General features: G+C 35.6%; 22 protein-coding genes. 15 read left to right on the top strand and 7 right to left on the bottom strand.

Annotation, left to right across the window (positions count from 1 at the left end; genetic code table 11):
* Window positions 1-6: 6 nt before the first annotated feature.
* From EDF66_RS21300 to EDF66_RS21275, 5 genes are all read left to right on the top strand, one after another.
* Window positions 7-1197, top strand: a complete 1191-nt coding sequence (locus EDF66_RS21300) for a M20 family metallopeptidase (RefSeq protein WP_132844927.1) — start codon at window positions 7-9, stop codon at window positions 1195-1197.
* A gap of 5 nt (window positions 1198-1202) precedes the next feature.
* The gene (locus tag EDF66_RS21295) at window positions 1203-1772 is read left to right on the top strand and encodes a thiamine diphosphokinase (RefSeq protein ID WP_132844926.1); all 570 of its coding nucleotides are present in this window, start codon (window positions 1203-1205) and stop codon (window positions 1770-1772) included.
* Entirely contained in the window at window positions 1769-2266 is a 498-nt protein-coding gene (locus EDF66_RS21290) for a GNAT family N-acetyltransferase (protein WP_132844924.1), read from the top strand. The genes EDF66_RS21295 and EDF66_RS21290 overlap by 4 nt, the downstream gene beginning before the upstream one ends.
* 151 nt (window positions 2267-2417) lie before the next feature.
* Window positions 2418-2732, top strand: a complete 315-nt coding sequence (locus tag EDF66_RS21285) for a rhodanese-like domain-containing protein (protein WP_021189171.1) — start codon at window positions 2418-2420, stop codon at window positions 2730-2732.
* A 371-nt stretch (window positions 2733-3103) separates the two neighbouring features.
* Entirely contained in the window at window positions 3104-3325 is a 222-nt protein-coding gene (locus tag EDF66_RS21275; RefSeq protein ID WP_132771725.1) for a DUF6358 family protein, read from the top strand.
* Between the two features lie 37 nt (window positions 3326-3362).
* Here EDF66_RS21275 and gcvT read toward each other — a convergent pair whose 3' ends face one another.
* The 6 genes from gcvT to EDF66_RS21245 form a co-directional block, all read right to left on the bottom strand.
* Window positions 3363-4442, bottom strand: a complete 1080-nt coding sequence (gene gcvT / locus EDF66_RS21270; RefSeq protein WP_183918386.1) for a glycine cleavage system aminomethyltransferase GcvT — start codon at window positions 4440-4442, stop codon at window positions 3363-3365.
* Between the two features lie 84 nt (window positions 4443-4526).
* Window positions 4527-5345, bottom strand: coding sequence for a DUF6929 family protein (locus EDF66_RS21265; RefSeq protein WP_132771723.1), 819 nt, complete (start codon window positions 5343-5345; stop codon window positions 4527-4529).
* Complete coding sequence (locus EDF66_RS21260; RefSeq protein ID WP_132844920.1) at window positions 5342-6031, bottom strand: pseudouridine synthase; 690 nt, start codon at window positions 6029-6031, stop codon at window positions 5342-5344. The genes EDF66_RS21265 and EDF66_RS21260 overlap by 4 nt, the downstream gene beginning before the upstream one ends.
* A gap of 6 nt (window positions 6032-6037) precedes the next feature.
* Window positions 6038-6406 (bottom strand): DUF4359 domain-containing protein, encoded by a 369-nt coding sequence (locus EDF66_RS21255; protein WP_021189168.1) that lies wholly within the window; start codon window positions 6404-6406, stop codon window positions 6038-6040.
* A gap of 77 nt (window positions 6407-6483) precedes the next feature.
* On the bottom strand, window positions 6484-6969 hold the full coding sequence (locus EDF66_RS21250; protein ID WP_021189167.1) for a DUF4112 domain-containing protein: 486 nt from the start codon (window positions 6967-6969) through the stop codon (window positions 6484-6486).
* A complete protein-coding gene (locus tag EDF66_RS21245; protein ID WP_021189166.1) occupies window positions 6969-7673 on the bottom strand; it encodes an SIMPL domain-containing protein in 705 nt (234 codons plus the stop codon). Before EDF66_RS21245 ends, EDF66_RS21250 begins: the two co-directional genes overlap by 1 nt.
* Before the next feature lie 161 nt (window positions 7674-7834).
* Here EDF66_RS21245 and EDF66_RS21240 point away from each other — a divergent pair, with 161 nt between their 5' ends.
* From EDF66_RS21240 to EDF66_RS21230, 3 genes are all read left to right on the top strand, one after another.
* Entirely contained in the window at window positions 7835-8026 is a 192-nt protein-coding gene (locus tag EDF66_RS21240) for a cold-shock protein (RefSeq protein ID WP_038695072.1), read from the top strand.
* 76 nt (window positions 8027-8102) lie between these two features.
* Entirely contained in the window at window positions 8103-8417 is a 315-nt protein-coding gene (locus EDF66_RS21235; RefSeq protein WP_132771721.1) for a DUF2752 domain-containing protein, read from the top strand.
* Entirely contained in the window at window positions 8414-8662 is a 249-nt protein-coding gene (locus EDF66_RS21230) for a hypothetical protein (protein WP_132771720.1), read from the top strand. Before EDF66_RS21235 ends, EDF66_RS21230 begins: the two co-directional genes overlap by 4 nt.
* 33 nt (window positions 8663-8695) lie before the next feature.
* Here EDF66_RS21230 and recO read toward each other — a convergent pair whose 3' ends face one another.
* Window positions 8696-9418 (bottom strand): DNA repair protein RecO, encoded by a 723-nt coding sequence (gene recO, locus EDF66_RS21225; RefSeq protein WP_021189162.1) that lies wholly within the window; start codon window positions 9416-9418, stop codon window positions 8696-8698.
* Window positions 9419-9861: 443 nt separating this feature from the next.
* Here recO and rpmB point away from each other — a divergent pair, with 443 nt between their 5' ends.
* From rpmB to EDF66_RS21190, 7 genes are all read left to right on the top strand, one after another.
* On the top strand, window positions 9862-10095 hold the full coding sequence (rpmB, locus tag EDF66_RS21220) for a 50S ribosomal protein L28 (protein WP_021189160.1): 234 nt from the start codon (window positions 9862-9864) through the stop codon (window positions 10093-10095).
* A gap of 81 nt (window positions 10096-10176) precedes the next feature.
* Window positions 10177-10359, top strand: coding sequence for a 50S ribosomal protein L33 (gene rpmG, locus EDF66_RS21215; RefSeq protein ID WP_002998409.1), 183 nt, complete (start codon window positions 10177-10179; stop codon window positions 10357-10359).
* 47 nt (window positions 10360-10406) lie between these two features.
* Entirely contained in the window at window positions 10407-10574 is a 168-nt protein-coding gene (locus tag EDF66_RS21210; RefSeq protein WP_021189159.1) for a DUF4295 domain-containing protein, read from the top strand.
* Window positions 10575-10744: 170 nt separating this feature from the next.
* Window positions 10745-11707: a signal recognition particle-docking protein FtsY gene (gene ftsY, locus EDF66_RS21205; protein ID WP_021189158.1), complete on the top strand. Its 963-nt coding sequence runs from the start codon at window positions 10745-10747 to the stop codon at window positions 11705-11707.
* A gap of 14 nt (window positions 11708-11721) precedes the next feature.
* Window positions 11722-13056, top strand: coding sequence for a 30S ribosomal protein S12 methylthiotransferase RimO (gene rimO / locus EDF66_RS21200; RefSeq protein ID WP_021189157.1), 1335 nt, complete (start codon window positions 11722-11724; stop codon window positions 13054-13056).
* Between the two features lie 122 nt (window positions 13057-13178).
* Window positions 13179-14768 carry a bacillithiol biosynthesis cysteine-adding enzyme BshC gene (gene bshC / locus EDF66_RS21195; protein WP_132844918.1) on the top strand — a complete coding sequence of 530 codons (1590 nt, stop codon included), beginning with the start codon at window positions 13179-13181 and terminating at the stop codon, window positions 14766-14768.
* Between the two features lie 110 nt (window positions 14769-14878).
* Window positions 14879-18061, top strand: coding sequence for a TonB-dependent receptor (locus EDF66_RS21190; RefSeq protein ID WP_132844916.1), 3183 nt, complete (start codon window positions 14879-14881; stop codon window positions 18059-18061).
* Window positions 18062-18363 lie beyond the last annotated feature (302 nt).

The raw sequence follows: 18363 nt of genomic DNA, 5'->3' as shown, positions 1-18363 counted from the left end.
ATTAAAATGGCAAGTATTAAAGATAAAGTTAATGCCTTAGCCCAACAGTTTTTTCAAGAAACAGTTCAAATGAGGAGACATCTTCATCAGCACCCTGAACTTTCTTTTGAAGAGTATAATACTTCGGCATATGTCAAGTCTGTTTTGAATGCTATTGGAATTCCCTTTGAAGAAATGGCTGATACGGGTGTAGTTGCCTATTTAACGGGTGACATCGTTTCTGATGAAGTGATTGCTTTACGCGCTGATATGGACGCTTTGCCTATCCAAGAAGTGGAAGGCAGGACTTACGGTTCTCAAAATCCGGGTGTCATGCATGCCTGTGGACATGATGTGCATACCTCATCTTTATTAGGTGTGGCCAAAATATTGCACGCATTGAAATCGGAATTTGGAGGAGTTGTAAAATTGATTTTCCAACCAGGAGAAGAACGTCTTCCGGGTGGAGCATCCCTCATGATTAAAGAAGGAGTTTTAGAAAATCCTATTCCTTCAGCCATTATAGGACAACATGTTATGCCTTTTATTGAGGCAGGTAAAGTTGGCTTTAGAGAGGGGAAGTATATGGCTTCTTGTGATGAACTTTTTGTGACAGTAAAAGGTAAAGGAGGTCACGGTGCCCATCCGCATCAAAATATTGATCCAATTGTTATCACAGCGCATATCATAACGGCACTGCAACAGATTGCGAGCCGATTTGCCGACCCAAAAACCCCTACAGTTCTTTCTTTCGGAAAGATCATTGCAAATGGAGCTACAAACATCGTTCCTGACGAAGTTTATCTTGAAGGAACCTTTCGTACGTTTGATGAAGATTGGCGCGCTGAGGCTCATGAAAAGATGGTTAAAATGGCAACAGGTATTGCAGAGAGTATGGGTGCGGTTTGTGATTTTGATGTACGTAAAGGATACCCGTTCTTAATTAACAATCCTGAACTGACAAAAGCAGCAAGAGGTTATGCTGAAGAATATCTAGGTAAAGAAAATGTTTTAGACTTAGATCTTTGGCCTGCGGCAGAAGATTTTTCCTATTACTCGCAGGAAGTAAATGCCTGCTTCTACCGTTTAGGCACAGGAAATAAGTCGAAGGGTATCCAGTCTGCTGTTCATACGTCATCTTTTGATATTGATGAAGATGCATTACAATTGAGCATTGGTCTTATGGCTTATATGACATTAAGACGTTTAGGTCAGTAAAGTCTATGTCGTCACATCATATTGTTCGAGAAAGGCAAGAGCCGGCACTACTGATAACGGATATTTATAGTATTGACAAAGAGTTGGTTGGACAGCTTTTAGAATGGTCTCCAACGATCGTTACGGATGTCAACTCTTATGAAGCGGTTACTTCTCAGGCCTATAAGGTCGATATCATCTTCACTTCGGGGCTCATGGATTTCCCGCAGGAGCATGTAAAGGCTGTTATTTATGAAAAAAATTTTATAGCCAGTGCTTTGAGTTATCTTATTGAGGAGGGGTACAAAGCTGTAAATATATTAGGATCTGGATTTGATCAGACAGTATTGGAACATTTTGCAGCAAGGATTGATATTGTATGGTTGCATCACGAAACGCGAACTATCTTTGTTCAATCGGGATTTGAGAAATGGATGCCTGCTGGGGATGAGCTTTTTATAGGTTCTGTACTGAATGACTTGAAGACAAGTGGTTTGCAAGCGATCGGAGAAAATCACTTTAAAACAATTGAAGATGGTTTTTTTAGGTTAGAATTTTCATCACCAAAATATTGTTTATTGACAGAAAAACTATGAGCGCAGTAATTATTAAATCCGCAGGAAAGGACGAAGCGGCATTTATTAGTAAAATTGGACGGCAAAGTTATAATGAAACTTATCCTGCTATTCTAACGCAAGAACAAATTGATTTTATGTTGAATAAAAATTACACTGTTGATGCAATTCAGGCTTTAATGGACAGTGGTCAAGATTTTTATTTATTGTATGAAGATGCTGTGCCCAAAGGATTTGTTGCTGTTCAAAATAAGGAACAATCGATTTTGAGAATAGAAAAACTTTATCTGTTAGCTGAAGATAAGGGAAAAGGTTATGGAACGAAGTTCTTAAATTTTGTAGCTGATCTGGCTAAATCAAGAGATCTAAAGCTTTTAGAGCTAAATGTAAATCGGGGTAATCCGGCTTATCATTTTTATTTAAAGCAGAGTTTTGTTGTAACGGAAGTTGTTGACATCCCTTATTATGGTTATATTTTGGATGATTATGTTATGCAAAAAGACCTCACGCTTTAACGGTTTATTTTCGTAATTAAGTAGTATATTTCCTCTATGAATTAATAGCTTTTAATGGCAGAGGAGAGAACATAAATTGTTTTTATATGTGACAAAATTATGTTGCATATAAAAATCAATTTATCTAAGTTTGATATAAATAGTAATCATCATGAAAGAAGTAACAGTAGAAGAGCTTAAATCAAAAATTGATAATGGCGAAGATTTTCAATTAATTGATGTTCGTGAATCATTTGAATATGAGGTTTCTAATTTAGGAGGATTAAATATTCCTTTATCTGGAATCTTAATTGAAGTAGATAAAATCGCTAAAGATAAACCTGTCGTGGTACAATGCCGTTCAGGAAAACGTTCTGCGCAAGCAGTAATGATGTTAGAGCAACAAGGTTTTGATAATTTAGCAAATTTAAAAGGTGGAATCCTTGCTTGGAAAGAGGAGATCGATCCTGAGATCGATGTTTATTAATATACATCCATCAAGGTTATACTTTTAATATCGATAATCAATAACCGAATAGGTTTACAATCAACAATCGTATTTAATGAAAAACTTAGAGCATCAGACTAAACAAGCTTTTTTGTTTAGTCTTGCTTTTTATTGCATTTCAATAATATCAAAATTCTTTTATTTTGAAATTTTTCCTATTCTCTTTAGTATATCTTTGTTACTCTCTTTAATCTGGGTCGTATTGGTACTGAGAGAAATCATTTTTTCTGGTCGAATTTCAAATACAGAGCGGATGCTCTTGGCTTTATTTATTATATTTTTCAATATAGTAGCGGGTCTATTTTATTTCTTCAAATTTAGGGAGAAGGTAATTGGTAAAAAGTAATCTTATGACAAAAAATTTTATTTTAAATATTCTAATCAACTTACTGATAGTAGGTGCAGTTTATTATGGCTATAAGTCTTATGAAGCAGGAAACATTTTAGTCTGTGGTATTTCGATCGCGCTATTGGTCGTCTTTATTTTCTTTAAACGTGTACTAATTAAGAAAGTTAGGATTGATTTAAAGAAAGAGGAAGAGCGAAGAAGATTAGAAAAGAACAAGCAATAAAAAGGGGGCTAATTTTTCAATTGCCCCCTTTTTATTATTACTTAACAAATGGTGGTTTTACCACTTTTGCTTTTATACTTTGGTTACGGATACTGATGAAGATTTCAGTGCCTTCTTTAGCGAAAGCATTATCTACATAGCCTAAACCGATTGATTTTTTCAATGTTGGAGATTGTGTTCCTGAAGTTACACGACCAATTTTGTTTCCTTCAGCATCTACGATTTCGTAATCATGACGTGCAATACCACGGTCAATCATTTCAAATCCTACTAGTTTTTTCTTGATACCAGCTTCTTTTTCCGCTTTTAGATTCGCCGAGTTAACAAATTCCTTCGTGAATTTTGTTACCCATCCTAAACCGCCTTCTAAAGGAGAAGTTGTATCATCAATATCATTGCCATATAAGCAGAAGCCCATTTCTAAACGAAGCGTATCACGCGCGCCTAAACCGATTGGTTTAATACCGTAAGCTGCTCCAGCTTCAAATATAGCATCCCAAACTTTTTGAGCATCTTCGTTAGCAACATAGATTTCAAAACCACCAGCACCAGTATAACCTGTAGCTGATACCAGCACATTTTCTACTCCAGCAAAGGTACCTTTAGCAAAAGAGTAGTATTCCATAGATGCTAGTTCAATATCTGTCAAAGATTGTAAAGCATCAGCAGCTTTAGGCCCTTGTACCGCAAATAGTGAAGTTTCGTCTGAAATATTTTTCATATCAACGCCAAAACTATTGTATTTGGAAATCCAATTCCAATCCTTCTCTATATTAGAAGCATTGACAACTAAGAAATATGTGTTTTCGTCGATGCGGTAAGTTAAAAAGTCATCTACTATCCCTCCAGTTTCATTTGGAAGATAACCATACTGTATTTTACCATCATATAATTTAGATGCGTCATTTGAAGACACCATCTGAATAAGGTCTAGCGCTTTTTCTCCTTTTAGAATGAATTCGCCCATGTGACTAACGTCAAACACACCTACACCTGTACGAACAGTTTCGTGTTCATCATTGATGCCCGAATATTGAACAGGCATATTGAAACCTGCAAAAGGTACCATTTTCGCTCCTAAAGCGATATGCGTATCCGTAAGGGCAGTATTTTTGATCATAATACGATAAGTTTTATTTATTTACAAATTTACAAAATAAACATGGATTTTAGCCTAAAGATTAGCATTTATGCAATCGATTTACTGATCGATTGTCAAAGAATAAATCGTGGTTTCCATTTTATCATCATCTTTATCTTCGCAAAGAAAAAAAGTGATCTGATCTTCTGATTGCTCTTTTAAGGTAATGCCTTCAAATTTGTGCTTTCCCGGAATACGGATAGTTTCAATACTTTGAGAATTTTTACGATTAAATTTTCCAAGTATTGTGCCCGCAATTTCCCCATCTAAATAAGTTGAGTTTGATGCTTCGGCCGCAGCAATGAAATAAACGAAGTCACCAACCAGAATGGCATCGGTAAAACCTGCTTGTACTTGATCTATGAGCGGTAATTTGATCGCATCAAAACTGGATTTTTCAGTGTTGAACTTGTTGATTTTGAAGATTCCGTTTTGAGCTTTTTGACCATTACCTCTATTGAATAACCAAATCTCATCTTCCGTATGAATAACACCTTCAATATTAAAATTGTCCTGATCGACTAGAAATTTCTGCTGTAAGCGATGATATATTTTGGAAAAATCTTCGGTTAGAACCTCTTTTTGGTAGGTAATGCGAAGGTTACGGTTTGGCGTTGATCCTGAACCATAAATATAATATTTATCCTGATCGAAAGTTATGGATTCAAAATCTGGTTTTCTAGCTTTCGCTATATTCTCTAGATCTGATGTGTTTTTGTCAAGTTGAATTCTTGTTAGAAGTCGGTCATTTAGTCCAAAGTCGTACAAGTATTGACTGTTATCAGCGATTAGAAAAAGGTGATTATTTTGATGTACTAACCCTGACGCGGCACTGATACCGGTGATGGTTAGAAAAAAATCCAGTATGATATTCTTCATATTGAGTTCTCCATGTTTAAGATCTCGAGGACACGTTTAAATTCCGGTTGTAGTCCTGCGTTGATGATGATATTATTTTGTGTTTTGGGATGCTTAAATGTTATTTCAGAGGCATGCAACATCATGGTGTCCATTTCAAAATGCTCTTTCCAAAACTTGTTTTGTTTATTACAACCATGAGGGCGATCACCTATAATCGGGTGGAAGATGTGTGCGAAGTGCTTTCTTAACTGATGCATCCTTCCTGTTGTAGGATTTGCTTCAACTAAGCTATAACGGGATGTTGGAAATTTTCCTGAAGGAAAAGGAAGTTCTGTATGAGCGATTGTTTTGAAATCGGTTTGTGCTTCCTGTATTACCCCGTTATCTTTTTTCAGGGGATAGTCAATGTGCATCTCTTCGGGCGCATGGCCACGTAATATCGCTAGATATTTTTTATCGACCTGTTGGTTCTGAAATAACTGCTGCAATTCCTTATCCATATCCTTATTTAAAGAGAATAAGAGGATTCCAGCTGTTTTTCGATCAAGGCGATGTGCAGGGTATACCGTTTGATTAATTTGATCACGCAAGAGCTGAAGGGCAAATTCGGAAGCATCGCGCGCGATAGATGAACGGTGTACAAGTAAACCATGTGGTTTATTAATCGCAATGATATCTTCGTCTTGATATAATATTTCTAACATGTTGGATTAATTGTTCTTTATAGCATCGATTATTTCGGTCGCTTTTTCGTCAATCTTAGGGCTTAACCATATTTTTCCGAAAGCACCGACACCTATGGGGTTCTCCTTACCTTGCCATTTAATTTTTGTTAATGAAAAAAGATAGAAGTTTTCAACGAGAACGTTTTTCGAAACAAAATCTTCGACTGCATTATTTCCGAATAACTGCATGCCGATATCAAATAAGCTCTGTTCTTTTTTACCTAATTGATTTTTTAATAAATATTCGGCTTTTTCCTTCACAACAAGTTCATGTTGTTCCTTTTTCGGATTTGTCCATATTGCTGCAATAACAATGAAAATGATTACTAAAGCAAAAATTCTTTTTTTATTCATTTTTAAGAAATTGTGTATACAAAAATAGCGTTTATACATCCATATAAACGCTATTTTATGATTTTATATACATTCGGTTAAAAAAGTAATTGCCAAACCCATTCTCCGGCAATCCATAAAAGATAGATGGTGCCGACAAAAAAGAGGACAATGATCGATAGAATACCCAGTAGTAACCAAATCGCAGAACCTTGATGTTTGTTTTCGTAGTAATGCTCTTTCATCAATTTGATATTCTTGGTATTTGCCTTGTTAAAGAAATCAAATACATTTCCAAAAAGTGGAATTGCTCCTAAAATTGCATCAATTGAAATATTAATCAGCATTTTGACGACTAATTTAGAGCTCGCTCCATTTCTCCACATGACCATTACCAAAACGAATGACGTTCCAAAGCTGGCAATTGTTCCTGCAAAAGGAACAAAATTAAGAAGTGGATCAAGACCAAAGCGGAATCCAGCTATCTGGAAATTATTATCCATCAGCCAGGAGAGTCTTTCAACCCAACCGAAATCATGATCTCTTCTTTTTTCTTTGTCAGCTAAAGATAAATCTCTTTTCATTATAATATTTCAAAGGATGCATTTACCTCACTTGTAATTTTGATCGGTTTAATATCCAAGTCCAGATCATCAGCTACATCTGCAGCTTCCATGTTACTTGATTTGAATGAAGCCATGGCACGTGGTGAATTGAAATAAATCATTTGTGGACTTTCAGACAATAGAATTGCTTTTCCAACTTTTTGACCAGCAGCTTCAGCTAAAATTTTCGCATTTTCCATCGCATCTTTAACCGCTTTAACTTTTAATGTTTTTTCAAGTTCTTTCTTTTTTGAATAATCAAGTTCGCTGATTGCTGTATTCTGTATTCCGGCAGCATCAACACCATCGAACAAATCATTTAATTTATTCAATTGCGTTACTTTAATACGGTATTGACGAGAAAGTAAGATTTCAGTTTCTTTTTTCTTCTTTGTAGCATAGTTCGTACTGTAGATGTTTTGAATTGTAAAATCCTTTTTTTCAACCCCTACATTTGTTGCTGCTTGAAATAATTGCTTTTCAAGAGTTTCGATTGAAACCTTTTTCTTTGTGTTTCCGTCTTGATAAAATTCCTTTAAAGTAACGTTTATATAAATAATATCGGGTGTTACTTCTTCTTCCGCTCTTCCGATGGTTGTTACCATATCTTTATTTGTCATTTGTTGTGCTTGTAAAGTGTGTACAGATGCAAATAGCATTATTCCTAACAATAAATTTTTCATACTTTTTCTATTTTAATACTTGTTTTCAAAAATCGAACCATTGTTTGTTTCTATTGATGTAGACGCAGTTTGAGCCAAGTAGTTTAATGGAAAAAAAATTAAAAAGATAAAGGATTTTAATTTTTTTTAAATATCTTTAAGAAATTTAATACAATAAAACAATGCAAGAAGGAGTAGTAAAATTCTTTAATGAAACCAAAGGTTTCGGTTTCATCATTCCAAATTCAGGCGAGAGCGAAATCTTCGTTCACGTTTCTGGTTTAGTAGACAAAATTCGTGAAAATGACAACGTTTCTTACGAAGTAGAACAAGGTCGTAAAGGTCTTAATGCGGTAAATGTAAAAGTTATCTAATCAGATTTTAAGATATATTTATTGTAGAAAAGCCCGATTTCAGAACGAAATCGGGCTTTTTTATACACTTCTAATTATGAAATTTAATGAGTTTCGGGAGCCTTTTTATATTGTATGGAATCTAATTTCCATTTGTATGCTTCTTTTTTTAGTAGTACTGTTTGTTTTAGATAGTTCTTTATTACTTGTAGCTGCGCCGATTTGTCCATCAAAGCTAAAAGGGACGGAATGTATGCTATGTGGTATGACAAGGGCATTTTTAAAAATTAAAGAAGGTGATTTCTCACTGGCTCATCAGTTTAATCGTGGAAGCATAATTTTGTTTTCATTGATTATCGTAAATTCTATTATCTTTATAAGTGAAAAAATTATAAACCATAAGAAACTATGAGAATAGCAGGATTACTATTGGGTATTCTATCCTTAATCGGGATGTTAGTGGCATTTATCCCTTGTTTAGGTTGGTTAAACTGGCTTAATATTCCTTTTGCTGTAGTAGGTTTGATCGTTAGTTTGATTGCTTACAATGATGTCAATGTGCAACCAAATAACCAGCCAAAGACTGGCATTATTTTATGTGTCATTGCAATTGTACTTGGTGGGTTTCGTTTGGCTGTTGGTGGTGGTATTTTTTAAGAGATACACATTTATGATTGTTCAAACAGCCCTTTAATGAAAGATTTCTTCTAAGATATAGAGCGATTTTATTTCTCTGAAATTCGTGAGATGTAGTCTGTAGTAGTCGATTATTTTTTCTAAGAGTATCTGACGGTCTTTAGTACTCATTTTGATATCTTCGGAGGAGTTGAATTCTGTTGCCATCAATTTTCTAAAAAGCGTGGTGTGAGGTTCCTGTAATACATAGGGATGTTCGGGAAGCTGATTGGAGAAAGTGGCAGATTCCAAATTGAAATAGGGATAGTTTTTCGAAGCTTCAACAGGGTAAAAACCCAGAAAACGACTTAAGTTAATAAGAAATACCAAATGAAAATTTGCAAGATTTGTTTCAGAGTTATCAAGCCATAGTATCGCTTGATACAAATATTCGAATAGAAATGGATCTCCAGATTGCTCCCTTAAGATTTTATAGAGCACTTCATTGAGAAATATTGCTAATGAGCTTTTGACAATATCGTAAGGTATACTTTTTAAAGGAGGTACCTGCCTTGCTTCATTTATGCGATGCAGGGAATTGTTATCTTTAAAGGTTACAACCATATCTAAAGGATGTAAGGCCTGTAAGAACCCCGATCTAATTTTAGCTTTGGGTTTGCGGGCGCCATTCACAAGGTATGATTGCAAGCCAAAGTGTTCCGTATAAATTTGAGATACGACGCTACTTTCAGAATAATTGGTGGTTTTTAATACAATACCTCTAGTTTTATGAAGCATATTTATTTATCTTTTTTCTCTTTTCGCATTTCTATCAATGCATTTCTATCAATCTTGCGTATCAGGCGATAAATAATACGAAGAAACCCGACTCCAAAAGAAATTACCCCTAAAATCATAATAGGTTTATACCAATTATTTTGTAATTTCATTAGATAATAACTGACCAGGATGAGTATAATAGCAAGTATGATTTCTAATAGTCCTCTGCGTAAATATTTATTCATGATGTTTACAAGTGTGAATTGTTGAAAACTATTTTCTATGTTTAAGCAAATATAATATAATTAAATACATTATTTTTGCCTTTACCAAGGCCTGGATATTTATTTTTTTAAAAATAAATCCTTAAAATTGTTGCATTTAACAAAATAAATATAGATATTTGCACACTCTTTGCGAAAAGATATATTTAAATTAAGACAACAAAATAACATAATATCATGTCAAGAATTTGTGATTTAACAGGCAAAACAGCAATGAATGGATATAATGTATCTAATTCTAACGCTAAAACAAAACGTAAATTTTACCCAAATTTGCAAACAAAACGTTTCTTCATTCCAGAAGAAGATCGTTGGATTACATTAAAAGTTTCGACTTCGGCGATTAAAACTATCAACAAAATCGGTATCACTAATGCTATCGGTAAGTTCATAAAAAAAGGATCAATTTAATTGATTTTTCGCCTGTTGCATAAAATATCATTCATGAATTTCAATCCTAGCATTTTATAGGATTCAAAATAAAGTAAAACAATGGCTAAAAAAGGAAATAGAGTACAAGTTATCTTAGAATGTACTGAACACAAAGAAAGTGGTCTTCCGGGAATGTCTCGTTACATCACTACTAAGAACAAGAAAAATACAACTGAGCGTTTAGAATTGAAAAAATTCAACCCAGTATTGAGAAAAGTTACTGTTCACAAAGAAATTAAGTAATTCACATCTTAGTTGCTGTGTAAGCACTAAGTTAAAATATTAATACCATGGCAAAGAAATCTGTTGCATCGTTACAAAAAGGTGGCGGTAAAGAATATACAAAGGTTATTATTACTACTAAATCGACTAAAACGGGAGCTTATACTTTCAAAGAGGCGATGATTCACAATGATAAAGTAAAAGATACTTTAGCAGAGGCTGCAAAAAATAACTAGTAATTTTCCTTTTTTAAAGTTTTTCTTTAAAAAGAATTCAAAAAAATAGCCGTTTTGGTATACACCGAAAGGGCTTTTTTTGTTGGTTTCAAATATCTATCTTTGGCAATCGGTATTTTATACTGGTCGGAAGATAAATAATAATGAATTCATAAGCGGAACATATATCAATGGGATTATTCGATTTTTTCAAGAAGAAACAAGAAACTCCTGAAGCCCAAGAAGCTTTAGATAAAAGTTTGGAAAAGACTAAAGAGGGTTTCTTTTCTAAAATTACAAAAGCAGTTGTTGGTAAATCAACTATCGATGATGATGTTTTAGATAATTTGGAAGAAATATTGGTGACCTCGGATGTGGGTGTGACAACAACTCTGAAAATTGTTGACCGTATTCAGGCGCGTGTTGCACGTGATAAATATGTTTCAACCTCAGAGTTAAATACGTTATTGAAGGAAGAGATTCAGGAGTTATTAGCGGAAAACAACAGTTCTGATTTTGAAAACTTTGAGTACGGTAATCACAAACCATATGTTATCATGGTGGTCGGTGTAAACGGAGTTGGAAAAACAACAACAATTGGAAAACTGGCACATCAGTTGAAAGCAGCTGGCAATAAAGTTGTTTTGGGTGCTGCCGATACTTTTCGTGCTGCTGCCGTAGAACAAATCAAGCTTTGGGGTGAACGTGTAGGTGTTCGTGTTGTTGCACAGGCAATGGGATCTGACCCTGCTTCTGTTGCTTATGATGCAGTCCAATCGGCCTTATCTAACGGTGATGATGTCTGTATTATTGATACAGCAGGTCGTCTTCATAACAAGGTTGGCTTGATGAATGAGTTGGGGAAAATTAAAAATGTCATGCAAAAGGTTATTCCTGGTGCACCACATGAAATTCTATTGGTTCTTGATGCCTCTACAGGACAAAATGCCATAGAACAATGTACTCAATTTACACAAGCAACTGATGTCAATGCCTTAGCATTGACTAAACTGGATGGTACCGCAAAGGGTGGGGTAGTTATCGGTATATCTGATCAATTTAAAATACCTGTAAAATATATTGGTGTCGGTGAGAAAATCGGCGATTTACAGTTATTCAACAAAAAAGAGTTTGTGGATTCGCTGTTCAAGTAATCCACATCCATTATATGAAAACAAAATATAGTAAGGCTGTAGAGCCAAAGTCAAAACCCCGTGTGAATGTGGTTACATTGGGTTGTTCTAAAAATATTCACGATAGTGAAGTATTGATGGGACAATTAAAAGGTAATCAAATAGAAGTTGTACACGAGGCTACTAATATTCAGGAGAACGATATTGTTGTTATCAATACCTGTGGTTTTATCGATAATGCCAAACAGGAGTCTATTGATACGATCTTACAGTTTTCAGAGTTGAAAGATGAGGGCAAGATCAATAAGGTCATTGTCACAGGCTGTCTTTCTGAGCGCTATAAACCTGAGCTACAATCTGAGATTACAAACGTAGACGGTTATTTTGGTACAAATGACTTACCTGATTTATTAAAATCTATTGGTGCAGATTATCGCCATGAACTTTTGGGTGAGCGTATGCTGACCACACCGTCGCACTATTCTTACTTTAAGATTGCTGAAGGTTGCAACCGTCCATGTTCATTCTGTGCGATTCCGTTAATGCGTGGTAAGCATGTTTCAAAATCAATTGATGATTTAGTGAAAGAAGCCAAATTCTTAGCTTCTAATGGAACAAAAGAATTGATATTGATTGCACAGGATTTAACCTATTACGGATTAGATATTTATGGAAAGCGTAACCTTTCTGACTTGATGCGTCATTTATCTGATGTTGATGGTATCGATTGGATCCGTTTGCAATATGCTTATCCTTCTGGATTCCCAATGGATATTCTTGATGCCATGAATGAACGTTCAAATATCTGTAATTACTTAGATATGCCCTTGCAACATATTTCTGATCGTATGTTGACTTCAATGCGTCGCGGTACAAGTAAGCAAAAACAGATTGATTTGGTTAATAAAATCCGTGATAAAGTTCCTAATATTGCCTTGCGTACAACGTTAATCTGTGGTTATCCCGATGAAACTGAGCAAGATTTTCAAGAGATGTTGGAATGGGTTGAGGAAACTCGTTTTGACCGCTTAGGATGTTTCACTTATTCGCATGAAGAGAAAACACATGCACATTCATTGGAAGACAATGTCCCTGAAGAAGTAAAACAGGAACGTGTAGAAGCGATCATGGAAGTACAACAAGGAATTTCTTTTGAGATCAATCAAGATAAAATAGGAAATACTTATAAAGTATTAATTGACCGTGTGGACGGTGATTACTTTATTGGTAGAACAGAATATGATTCTCCAGAAGTTGATAACGAGGTTATACTTGACGCAAAAACAAACTATGCCCGAATCGGCGATTTTGTAAATGTTAAAGTGGATCGCGCTGAAGACTTTGATTTATATGGATCTATTGTCAAATAATAGTGATCCAATCGTTGCTTTTATTCGTAAACACTACATTTGTGCGCAGAGAAAATATTAATTGCTTATTTTGTATAGCAATTATGTATATTACTCTGTTTTTAGTGCAAATGTAATCACGAATGAAAGCAACTTATATAGACTACAGCGAAACCAACAGCTTTTCTAAGACACTTATTGCTTATTTAAATCAGGATGAGGCTTTAGTTCCCTTTATCGGGAATTGGCCAACTTTCGCTGGTTTTGAAAAGCAAATTAATGAAAAAAAACCTTTTCTTTCGCGTACGCTTTTAGTTGATCGATTAAAAGCACAATATGGCGATTTACTAGAATCCGCTCCTCACGTTGCAGCAAACATTGATAAATTACTTGTTGATAACGCATATACCATTACAACGGGACATCAACTCAATATTTTTACTGGTCCATTATATTTTATCTTTAAAATCATAACAGCTATTCGTTTAGCAGATGATCTTAAAGTCAAGTTTCCAGAGAAAGAATTTGTTCCTGTTTATTGGATGGCTACGGAAGATCATGATTTTGCGGAAATAAACCATACGAAATTGTCAGGTAAAAAAATCGTTTGGGATACTCCGGCGGTCTCAGCTACAGGAAGAATGGATACAGATTCTATTGTTCAGGCTGTAAAACAGTATACCGGTGTCTTAGGGCTTTCTGAGCATTCTTGTAAACTTGCTTGTATTGTTGAGAATGCTTATCTCAAGCATGATAACTTAGCCGATGCTACGCGCTATCTTGTACATGAATTGTTTAAGAAATTTGGCCTGCTAATTATTGATGCTGATGACAAAGCGTTAAAAACTGTTTTTAAACCGATCATAGCAGAAGATATTTTAACTGAAAAAAGCTTTAAAGCAATAGGAAAGACGTCTGAGGCTTTGGAAAAAGCCGGTTTTGCCACACAGGTGCATGCTCGCGAAATCAATTTTTTCTATCTGACAGATGAATTTCGCGAACGTATTGTTTTAAATACTGATGGCCGTTATGAGGTTTTACATCGGGATATTTACTTTACAAAAGCGGAGCTTGAAAAGGAAATAGATACATACCCAGAAAGATTCAGTCCGAATGTGGTTATGCGTCCTATGTACCAGGAAATCATCTTGCCTAATTTAGCTTATATTGGTGGTGGGGCAGAAATGGTTTATTGGATGCAGCTAAAAGCAAATTTTGATCAATATGGAATTGATTTTCCAATTTTAATACCACGTAATTCTGCCATGATTACTGAAGATAATGTGGTGTCTAAGATTTTTAGACAGGATCTTACTTTTAAAAGTATATTCCGGGATAGTGAAATTCTAAAGAAGGAATTTGTGCGTCGGCAAACAAAACATCGTTTAAATCTAAATGATGAATGGATGGAGCTAAATGCCATATTCGGAAAAATAAAGCTTCGTACGCACAAGATAGATCCTAGTTTATCACCAAGTACGGAAGCGATTAAAGCACGGTTAAAAAAAGCTATTAATAATCTGGAAAAGAAATTAATGCGTGCCGAAAAGCGGAATCATAAAGATGCATTGTCTAATATCGACCATATCAAAGAACGTCTGTTTCCCGGTGGTGGATTGCAGGAACGGTCTGAGAATTTTGGTCTTCTCTATGTTAAATATGGAGATACCTTATTCGATGAACTTTATAAGCATTTTAATCCATTGGATTTTAAGTTTACGATACTCTATTAAAAGTCAGCTCAAAGCTGACTTTTTTCATTTATAATTTGATAACACACAGTTCAGTTCTAGTTAACAGGGGGTGTTTAGATTTGTTGCATAACAATGTAACAAAATACTAGATGAAAGAATTTCTACTCACAACATGTTTAACTGTCATTGGTACTGGTTTGTATGCGCAGACAACTCAGGCTGGTTTTGCTGGAAAGATTACAGACGAGCACGCTAAAGGTGTTCAAGGTGCGTCTGTAGAGGTTCGAAATGAATCGACAGGCTTCACCACAAAAACATCTACCAATGCAAATGGCGATTATAATTTTAAAGAGCTGCCATTGGGCGGTCCTTATATATTGAAAGTTTCCTATGTTGGATATGGTGAACAGGTTCGGACCGGATATAATTTAAATCAGGGAGATCTTATCCGAGTTAATATTCCCATTCAAAATTCTTCAAATGTCCTGGAGACAGTCGAGATTAAAGGCACAAACACATTAAAAAATCAAATTGAAAATTTGGGTGCAGCGACCTCGGTTACGGCAAAAGATATCGCGAAGCTACCGGTTAACGGGCGGAATTTCACGTCATTAATGGATCTTTCCCCCTTAAGTAAAGGTGATAATATTGGTGGTCAACTGGGCTCCTCCACAAACTTTACGATAGATGGTATGAATGCAAAGAATCCGACATCTGCAGGCTCGACAACAAGCAGAAGTGGCGCACCATTTTCGATTTCTATAGAGGCGGTTCGTGAGTTTAAGGTGGTGACCAATCAATATGATGTGACTTATGGTAGAGCTGGCGGCGGTACAGTTAGTGCTGTTACGAAGCAGGGAACCAATAAAACACAGGGTAGCGCCTGGATTTATTCTCGAGCTGATTGGTTGTCCAGCCCCTACACGATTGACGGTAAAAAACGGACCAATGATTTTTCGACTTATCAGTATGGCTTTACATTAGGTGGGCCTATCATAAAAGATAAATTACATTATTTTGTTGCTTGGGATCATCAAAAGGATGCACGACCTTTAATTATTGCAGATATTACTTCGACTCTTGATGAGGAGCGATTTAAAATCACCCAAGATAATTTAAATGCATTTGTTGATATCGGACGTGAAAAATATGGATTGAGTAATGACCGTCAGTTTGGCTCTTTTGATAAGAAAAGAAATTCAGACGCGGTATTTGGTCGGATTGATTGGCAGATTAACAATAGTAATTTGTTAACGATCCGTAATAACTTTACCAGCGATATCAATAAACTGGGTCTACAGGATAATAAACCGATTACGCTATACGAGTCTTATGGTAATGACAAGAATATTGATAATAGTTTTCTGGCTACGCTAAGAACATCTGTTTCGTCAAATATTACTAATGAACTGAAATTACAACACTTATATACGTATCAGAACAGTAGTCCTGGTGATCAGTTGCCTAGCCAGAATATTCCAAGAGCGATTGTGGAGAATATTGTTTCTAAAGTTGGAAATAATGATCTCAAAACAACCGTTCAGTTAGGGGGACATCGTTTTGCACAGGAATCTTTTAAAAACAATGTCTTCCAGTTAGTCAATAATTTATATTATAACACGGATAAGATCAATTATACATTCGGTGTTGACCTGATGTATACGCATGCTAGTTCTGTTTACGGAAGTGAGGTAAATGGCCGTTTTCATTTTGGAGCCAGTGATACTAGAACGGCACTACAAAATTTTCAAGACAAGAAAGCTTATAACTTTTATAGAGAGGTGCCGTTAGTTTCGGATCCGACGGTCGTTGGCAAGATCTTCAATGCTGGATTGTATGGACAGATGCAATCCAAGTTGGCGGCAGGTTTAGATTTGGTTGCAGGTTTACGTTTTGATTACGGTCACTATCCGACATCACCTTTAAATGAAGAACTATTGAAAGAGGTTGGTGTACGTACAGATCATAAACTAAAGTCTCTTGTGATACAACCGCGTTTTCAGATGACATGGGATGTGAATGAGGGGCATAAGGATTTCTTCCGAATCGGAGCGGGTATATTCGCATCGGACATCAACAATTACATGACGATCAATAACCTAACATTTGACGGTAAGCACTTTGCTACTGTTGATGTCCGTGGAAATGATGTACCTACCCCAGATTTTGTACAATACCGTAAAGATCCTTCTTCGACTCCCACTTTAGCACAATTTCAAGTCCCAACTATTAATACCTATGGACCTGATGCTAAAATACCAGTAGTTTATAAAGCAAATGCTTCTTACACGCATTTCTTTACTGAAAAATTGAAAGCAGGAATTTCGGCCTACATGAACCTCGGCCGTAATAATTATATGTATGTGGATCGTAATATGGTGAAGGATCCATTCTTTAGATTAGCGAATGAAGATAACCGGGGAGTTTTTGTGCCGGTATCGGCTATCGTAAATGGAGAATCGGACTGGAAGCAGGGACGTATATCTAATAAATTTGGTCGTGTTCTGGAGTTAAATTCGGAGGGTAAGGTGAATCAGTTTGCAGTGGTTTTAGACGCAAGTTACCAATACTATAAGGATGGTTCTATCTCGGTAAGCTATACATGGAACGATGCAAAAGATAACACATCTTACAATGGTAATGTGGCGAATACTGCGACACTATCTTTGGCCGTGAAAGATGATCCAAGAGATTTGAGCAATATGACGTACTCGAACAATCAATTCCGTAATAAGGTGGTTATTTATGGAACATTGCCTACTTTTTATGGAGTTAGTGTAGGCGTACGTTATTCAGGTATCGGTGGAACACGTTATAGTTTGCTTGCGGGGGGTAATATCAATGGCGATTTTGTTGCAGGTGATAATGATCTAGCGTATATTTTTGATCCTAATAACACGAAGACTCCGACGAATCTGGTTGATGGTTTACAGGCATTATTGAATAACCCGAATGCGAGCCAGAGTTTAAAGGATTACATTAAAAAATATGAAGGTGCAATGGCTCAACGAAACAGTGGAATTAATGGTTTTTATGGTCTAATTGATTTACGTATTGCAAAGAAGTTTAACCTATATAAATCTCATGCGTTGGAAGTATCTGCGGACTTGTTTAACGTTGCCAATTTATTTAAGAAAACATGGGGAATCAATGAATCTTTAGGGAATCAAGCGTTGTATTCTTTGGGTGTTAAAGCTGCGAACGGAAATCCTGCTTTACCTGCATTTGATGCGGCCAAGCAACAGTTTAATTATAACCTTAACAATACAGGGGTTGTAAACCCTTCCGGAAATCCTTATCAATTTCAATTAGGTTTACGTTACTCTTTCTAATATTTCAACCTATAAGAGGGTCTTTTCAAAATGAGAAAAGGCCCTTTTTTTATGATTTTATTTTGGTATGGGTGATAAGCGAACTGACATCGTGCATATCGAGCACTTGTTATCAGGAATTATGTCGGGTAAATTAGAATCTTGTTCTAGATGATGAAATTGAGCTTAAATTTTGTGTGCAGATGAGATCGCAAACGATTGTTTTGTATGGGTATTCTAATAATTATTTTTACAGACATAATCTGCTTTTTTTAGGACTTGAAAAAATGTATCTTTGCACATCCAAAAAGCAGCTGTTTTGC

It is taken from the genome of Sphingobacterium sp. JUb20 (genome assembly GCF_004342035.1).
Classification (GTDB): domain Bacteria; phylum Bacteroidota; class Bacteroidia; order Sphingobacteriales; family Sphingobacteriaceae; genus Sphingobacterium; species Sphingobacterium anhuiense.
This window is presented reverse-complemented; position numbering and strand designations above follow the sequence as displayed.

Bases quoted from the DNA above. Each gene is read 5' to 3' on its own strand.
- EDF66_RS21300 (WP_132844927.1), top strand. From the start codon at position 7: ATGGCAAGTATTAAAGATAAAGTTAATGCCTTAGCCCAACAGTTTTTT.
- EDF66_RS21295 (WP_132844926.1), top strand. From the start codon at position 1,203: ATGTCGTCACATCATATTGTTCGAGAAAGGCAAGAGCCGGCACTACTG.
- EDF66_RS21290 (WP_132844924.1), top strand. From the start codon at position 1,769: ATGAGCGCAGTAATTATTAAATCCGCAGGAAAGGACGAAGCGGCATTT.
- EDF66_RS21285 (WP_021189171.1), top strand. From the start codon at position 2,418: ATGAAAGAAGTAACAGTAGAAGAGCTTAAATCAAAAATTGATAATGGC.
- EDF66_RS21275 (WP_132771725.1), top strand. From the start codon at position 3,104: ATGACAAAAAATTTTATTTTAAATATTCTAATCAACTTACTGATAGTA.
- EDF66_RS21265 (WP_132771723.1), bottom strand. From the start codon at position 5,345: ATGAAGAATATCATACTGGATTTTTTTCTAACCATCACCGGTATCAGT.
- EDF66_RS21260 (WP_132844920.1), bottom strand. From the start codon at position 6,031: ATGTTAGAAATATTATATCAAGACGAAGATATCATTGCGATTAATAAA.
- EDF66_RS21255 (WP_021189168.1), bottom strand. From the start codon at position 6,406: ATGAATAAAAAAAGAATTTTTGCTTTAGTAATCATTTTCATTGTTATT.
- EDF66_RS21250 (WP_021189167.1), bottom strand. From the start codon at position 6,969: ATGAAAAGAGATTTATCTTTAGCTGACAAAGAAAAAAGAAGAGATCAT.
- EDF66_RS21245 (WP_021189166.1), bottom strand. From the start codon at position 7,673: ATGAAAAATTTATTGTTAGGAATAATGCTATTTGCATCTGTACACACT.
- EDF66_RS21240 (WP_038695072.1), top strand. From the start codon at position 7,835: ATGCAAGAAGGAGTAGTAAAATTCTTTAATGAAACCAAAGGTTTCGGT.
- EDF66_RS21235 (WP_132771721.1), top strand. From the start codon at position 8,103: ATGAAATTTAATGAGTTTCGGGAGCCTTTTTATATTGTATGGAATCTA.
- EDF66_RS21230 (WP_132771720.1), top strand. From the start codon at position 8,414: ATGAGAATAGCAGGATTACTATTGGGTATTCTATCCTTAATCGGGATG.
- recO (WP_021189162.1), bottom strand. From the start codon at position 9,418: ATGCTTCATAAAACTAGAGGTATTGTATTAAAAACCACCAATTATTCT.
- rpmB (WP_021189160.1), top strand. From the start codon at position 9,862: ATGTCAAGAATTTGTGATTTAACAGGCAAAACAGCAATGAATGGATAT.
- rpmG (WP_002998409.1), top strand. From the start codon at position 10,177: ATGGCTAAAAAAGGAAATAGAGTACAAGTTATCTTAGAATGTACTGAA.
- EDF66_RS21210 (WP_021189159.1), top strand. From the start codon at position 10,407: ATGGCAAAGAAATCTGTTGCATCGTTACAAAAAGGTGGCGGTAAAGAA.
- ftsY (WP_021189158.1), top strand. From the start codon at position 10,745: ATGGGATTATTCGATTTTTTCAAGAAGAAACAAGAAACTCCTGAAGCC.
- rimO (WP_021189157.1), top strand. From the start codon at position 11,722: ATGAAAACAAAATATAGTAAGGCTGTAGAGCCAAAGTCAAAACCCCGT.
- bshC (WP_132844918.1), top strand. From the start codon at position 13,179: ATGAAAGCAACTTATATAGACTACAGCGAAACCAACAGCTTTTCTAAG.
- EDF66_RS21190 (WP_132844916.1), top strand. From the start codon at position 14,879: ATGAAAGAATTTCTACTCACAACATGTTTAACTGTCATTGGTACTGGT.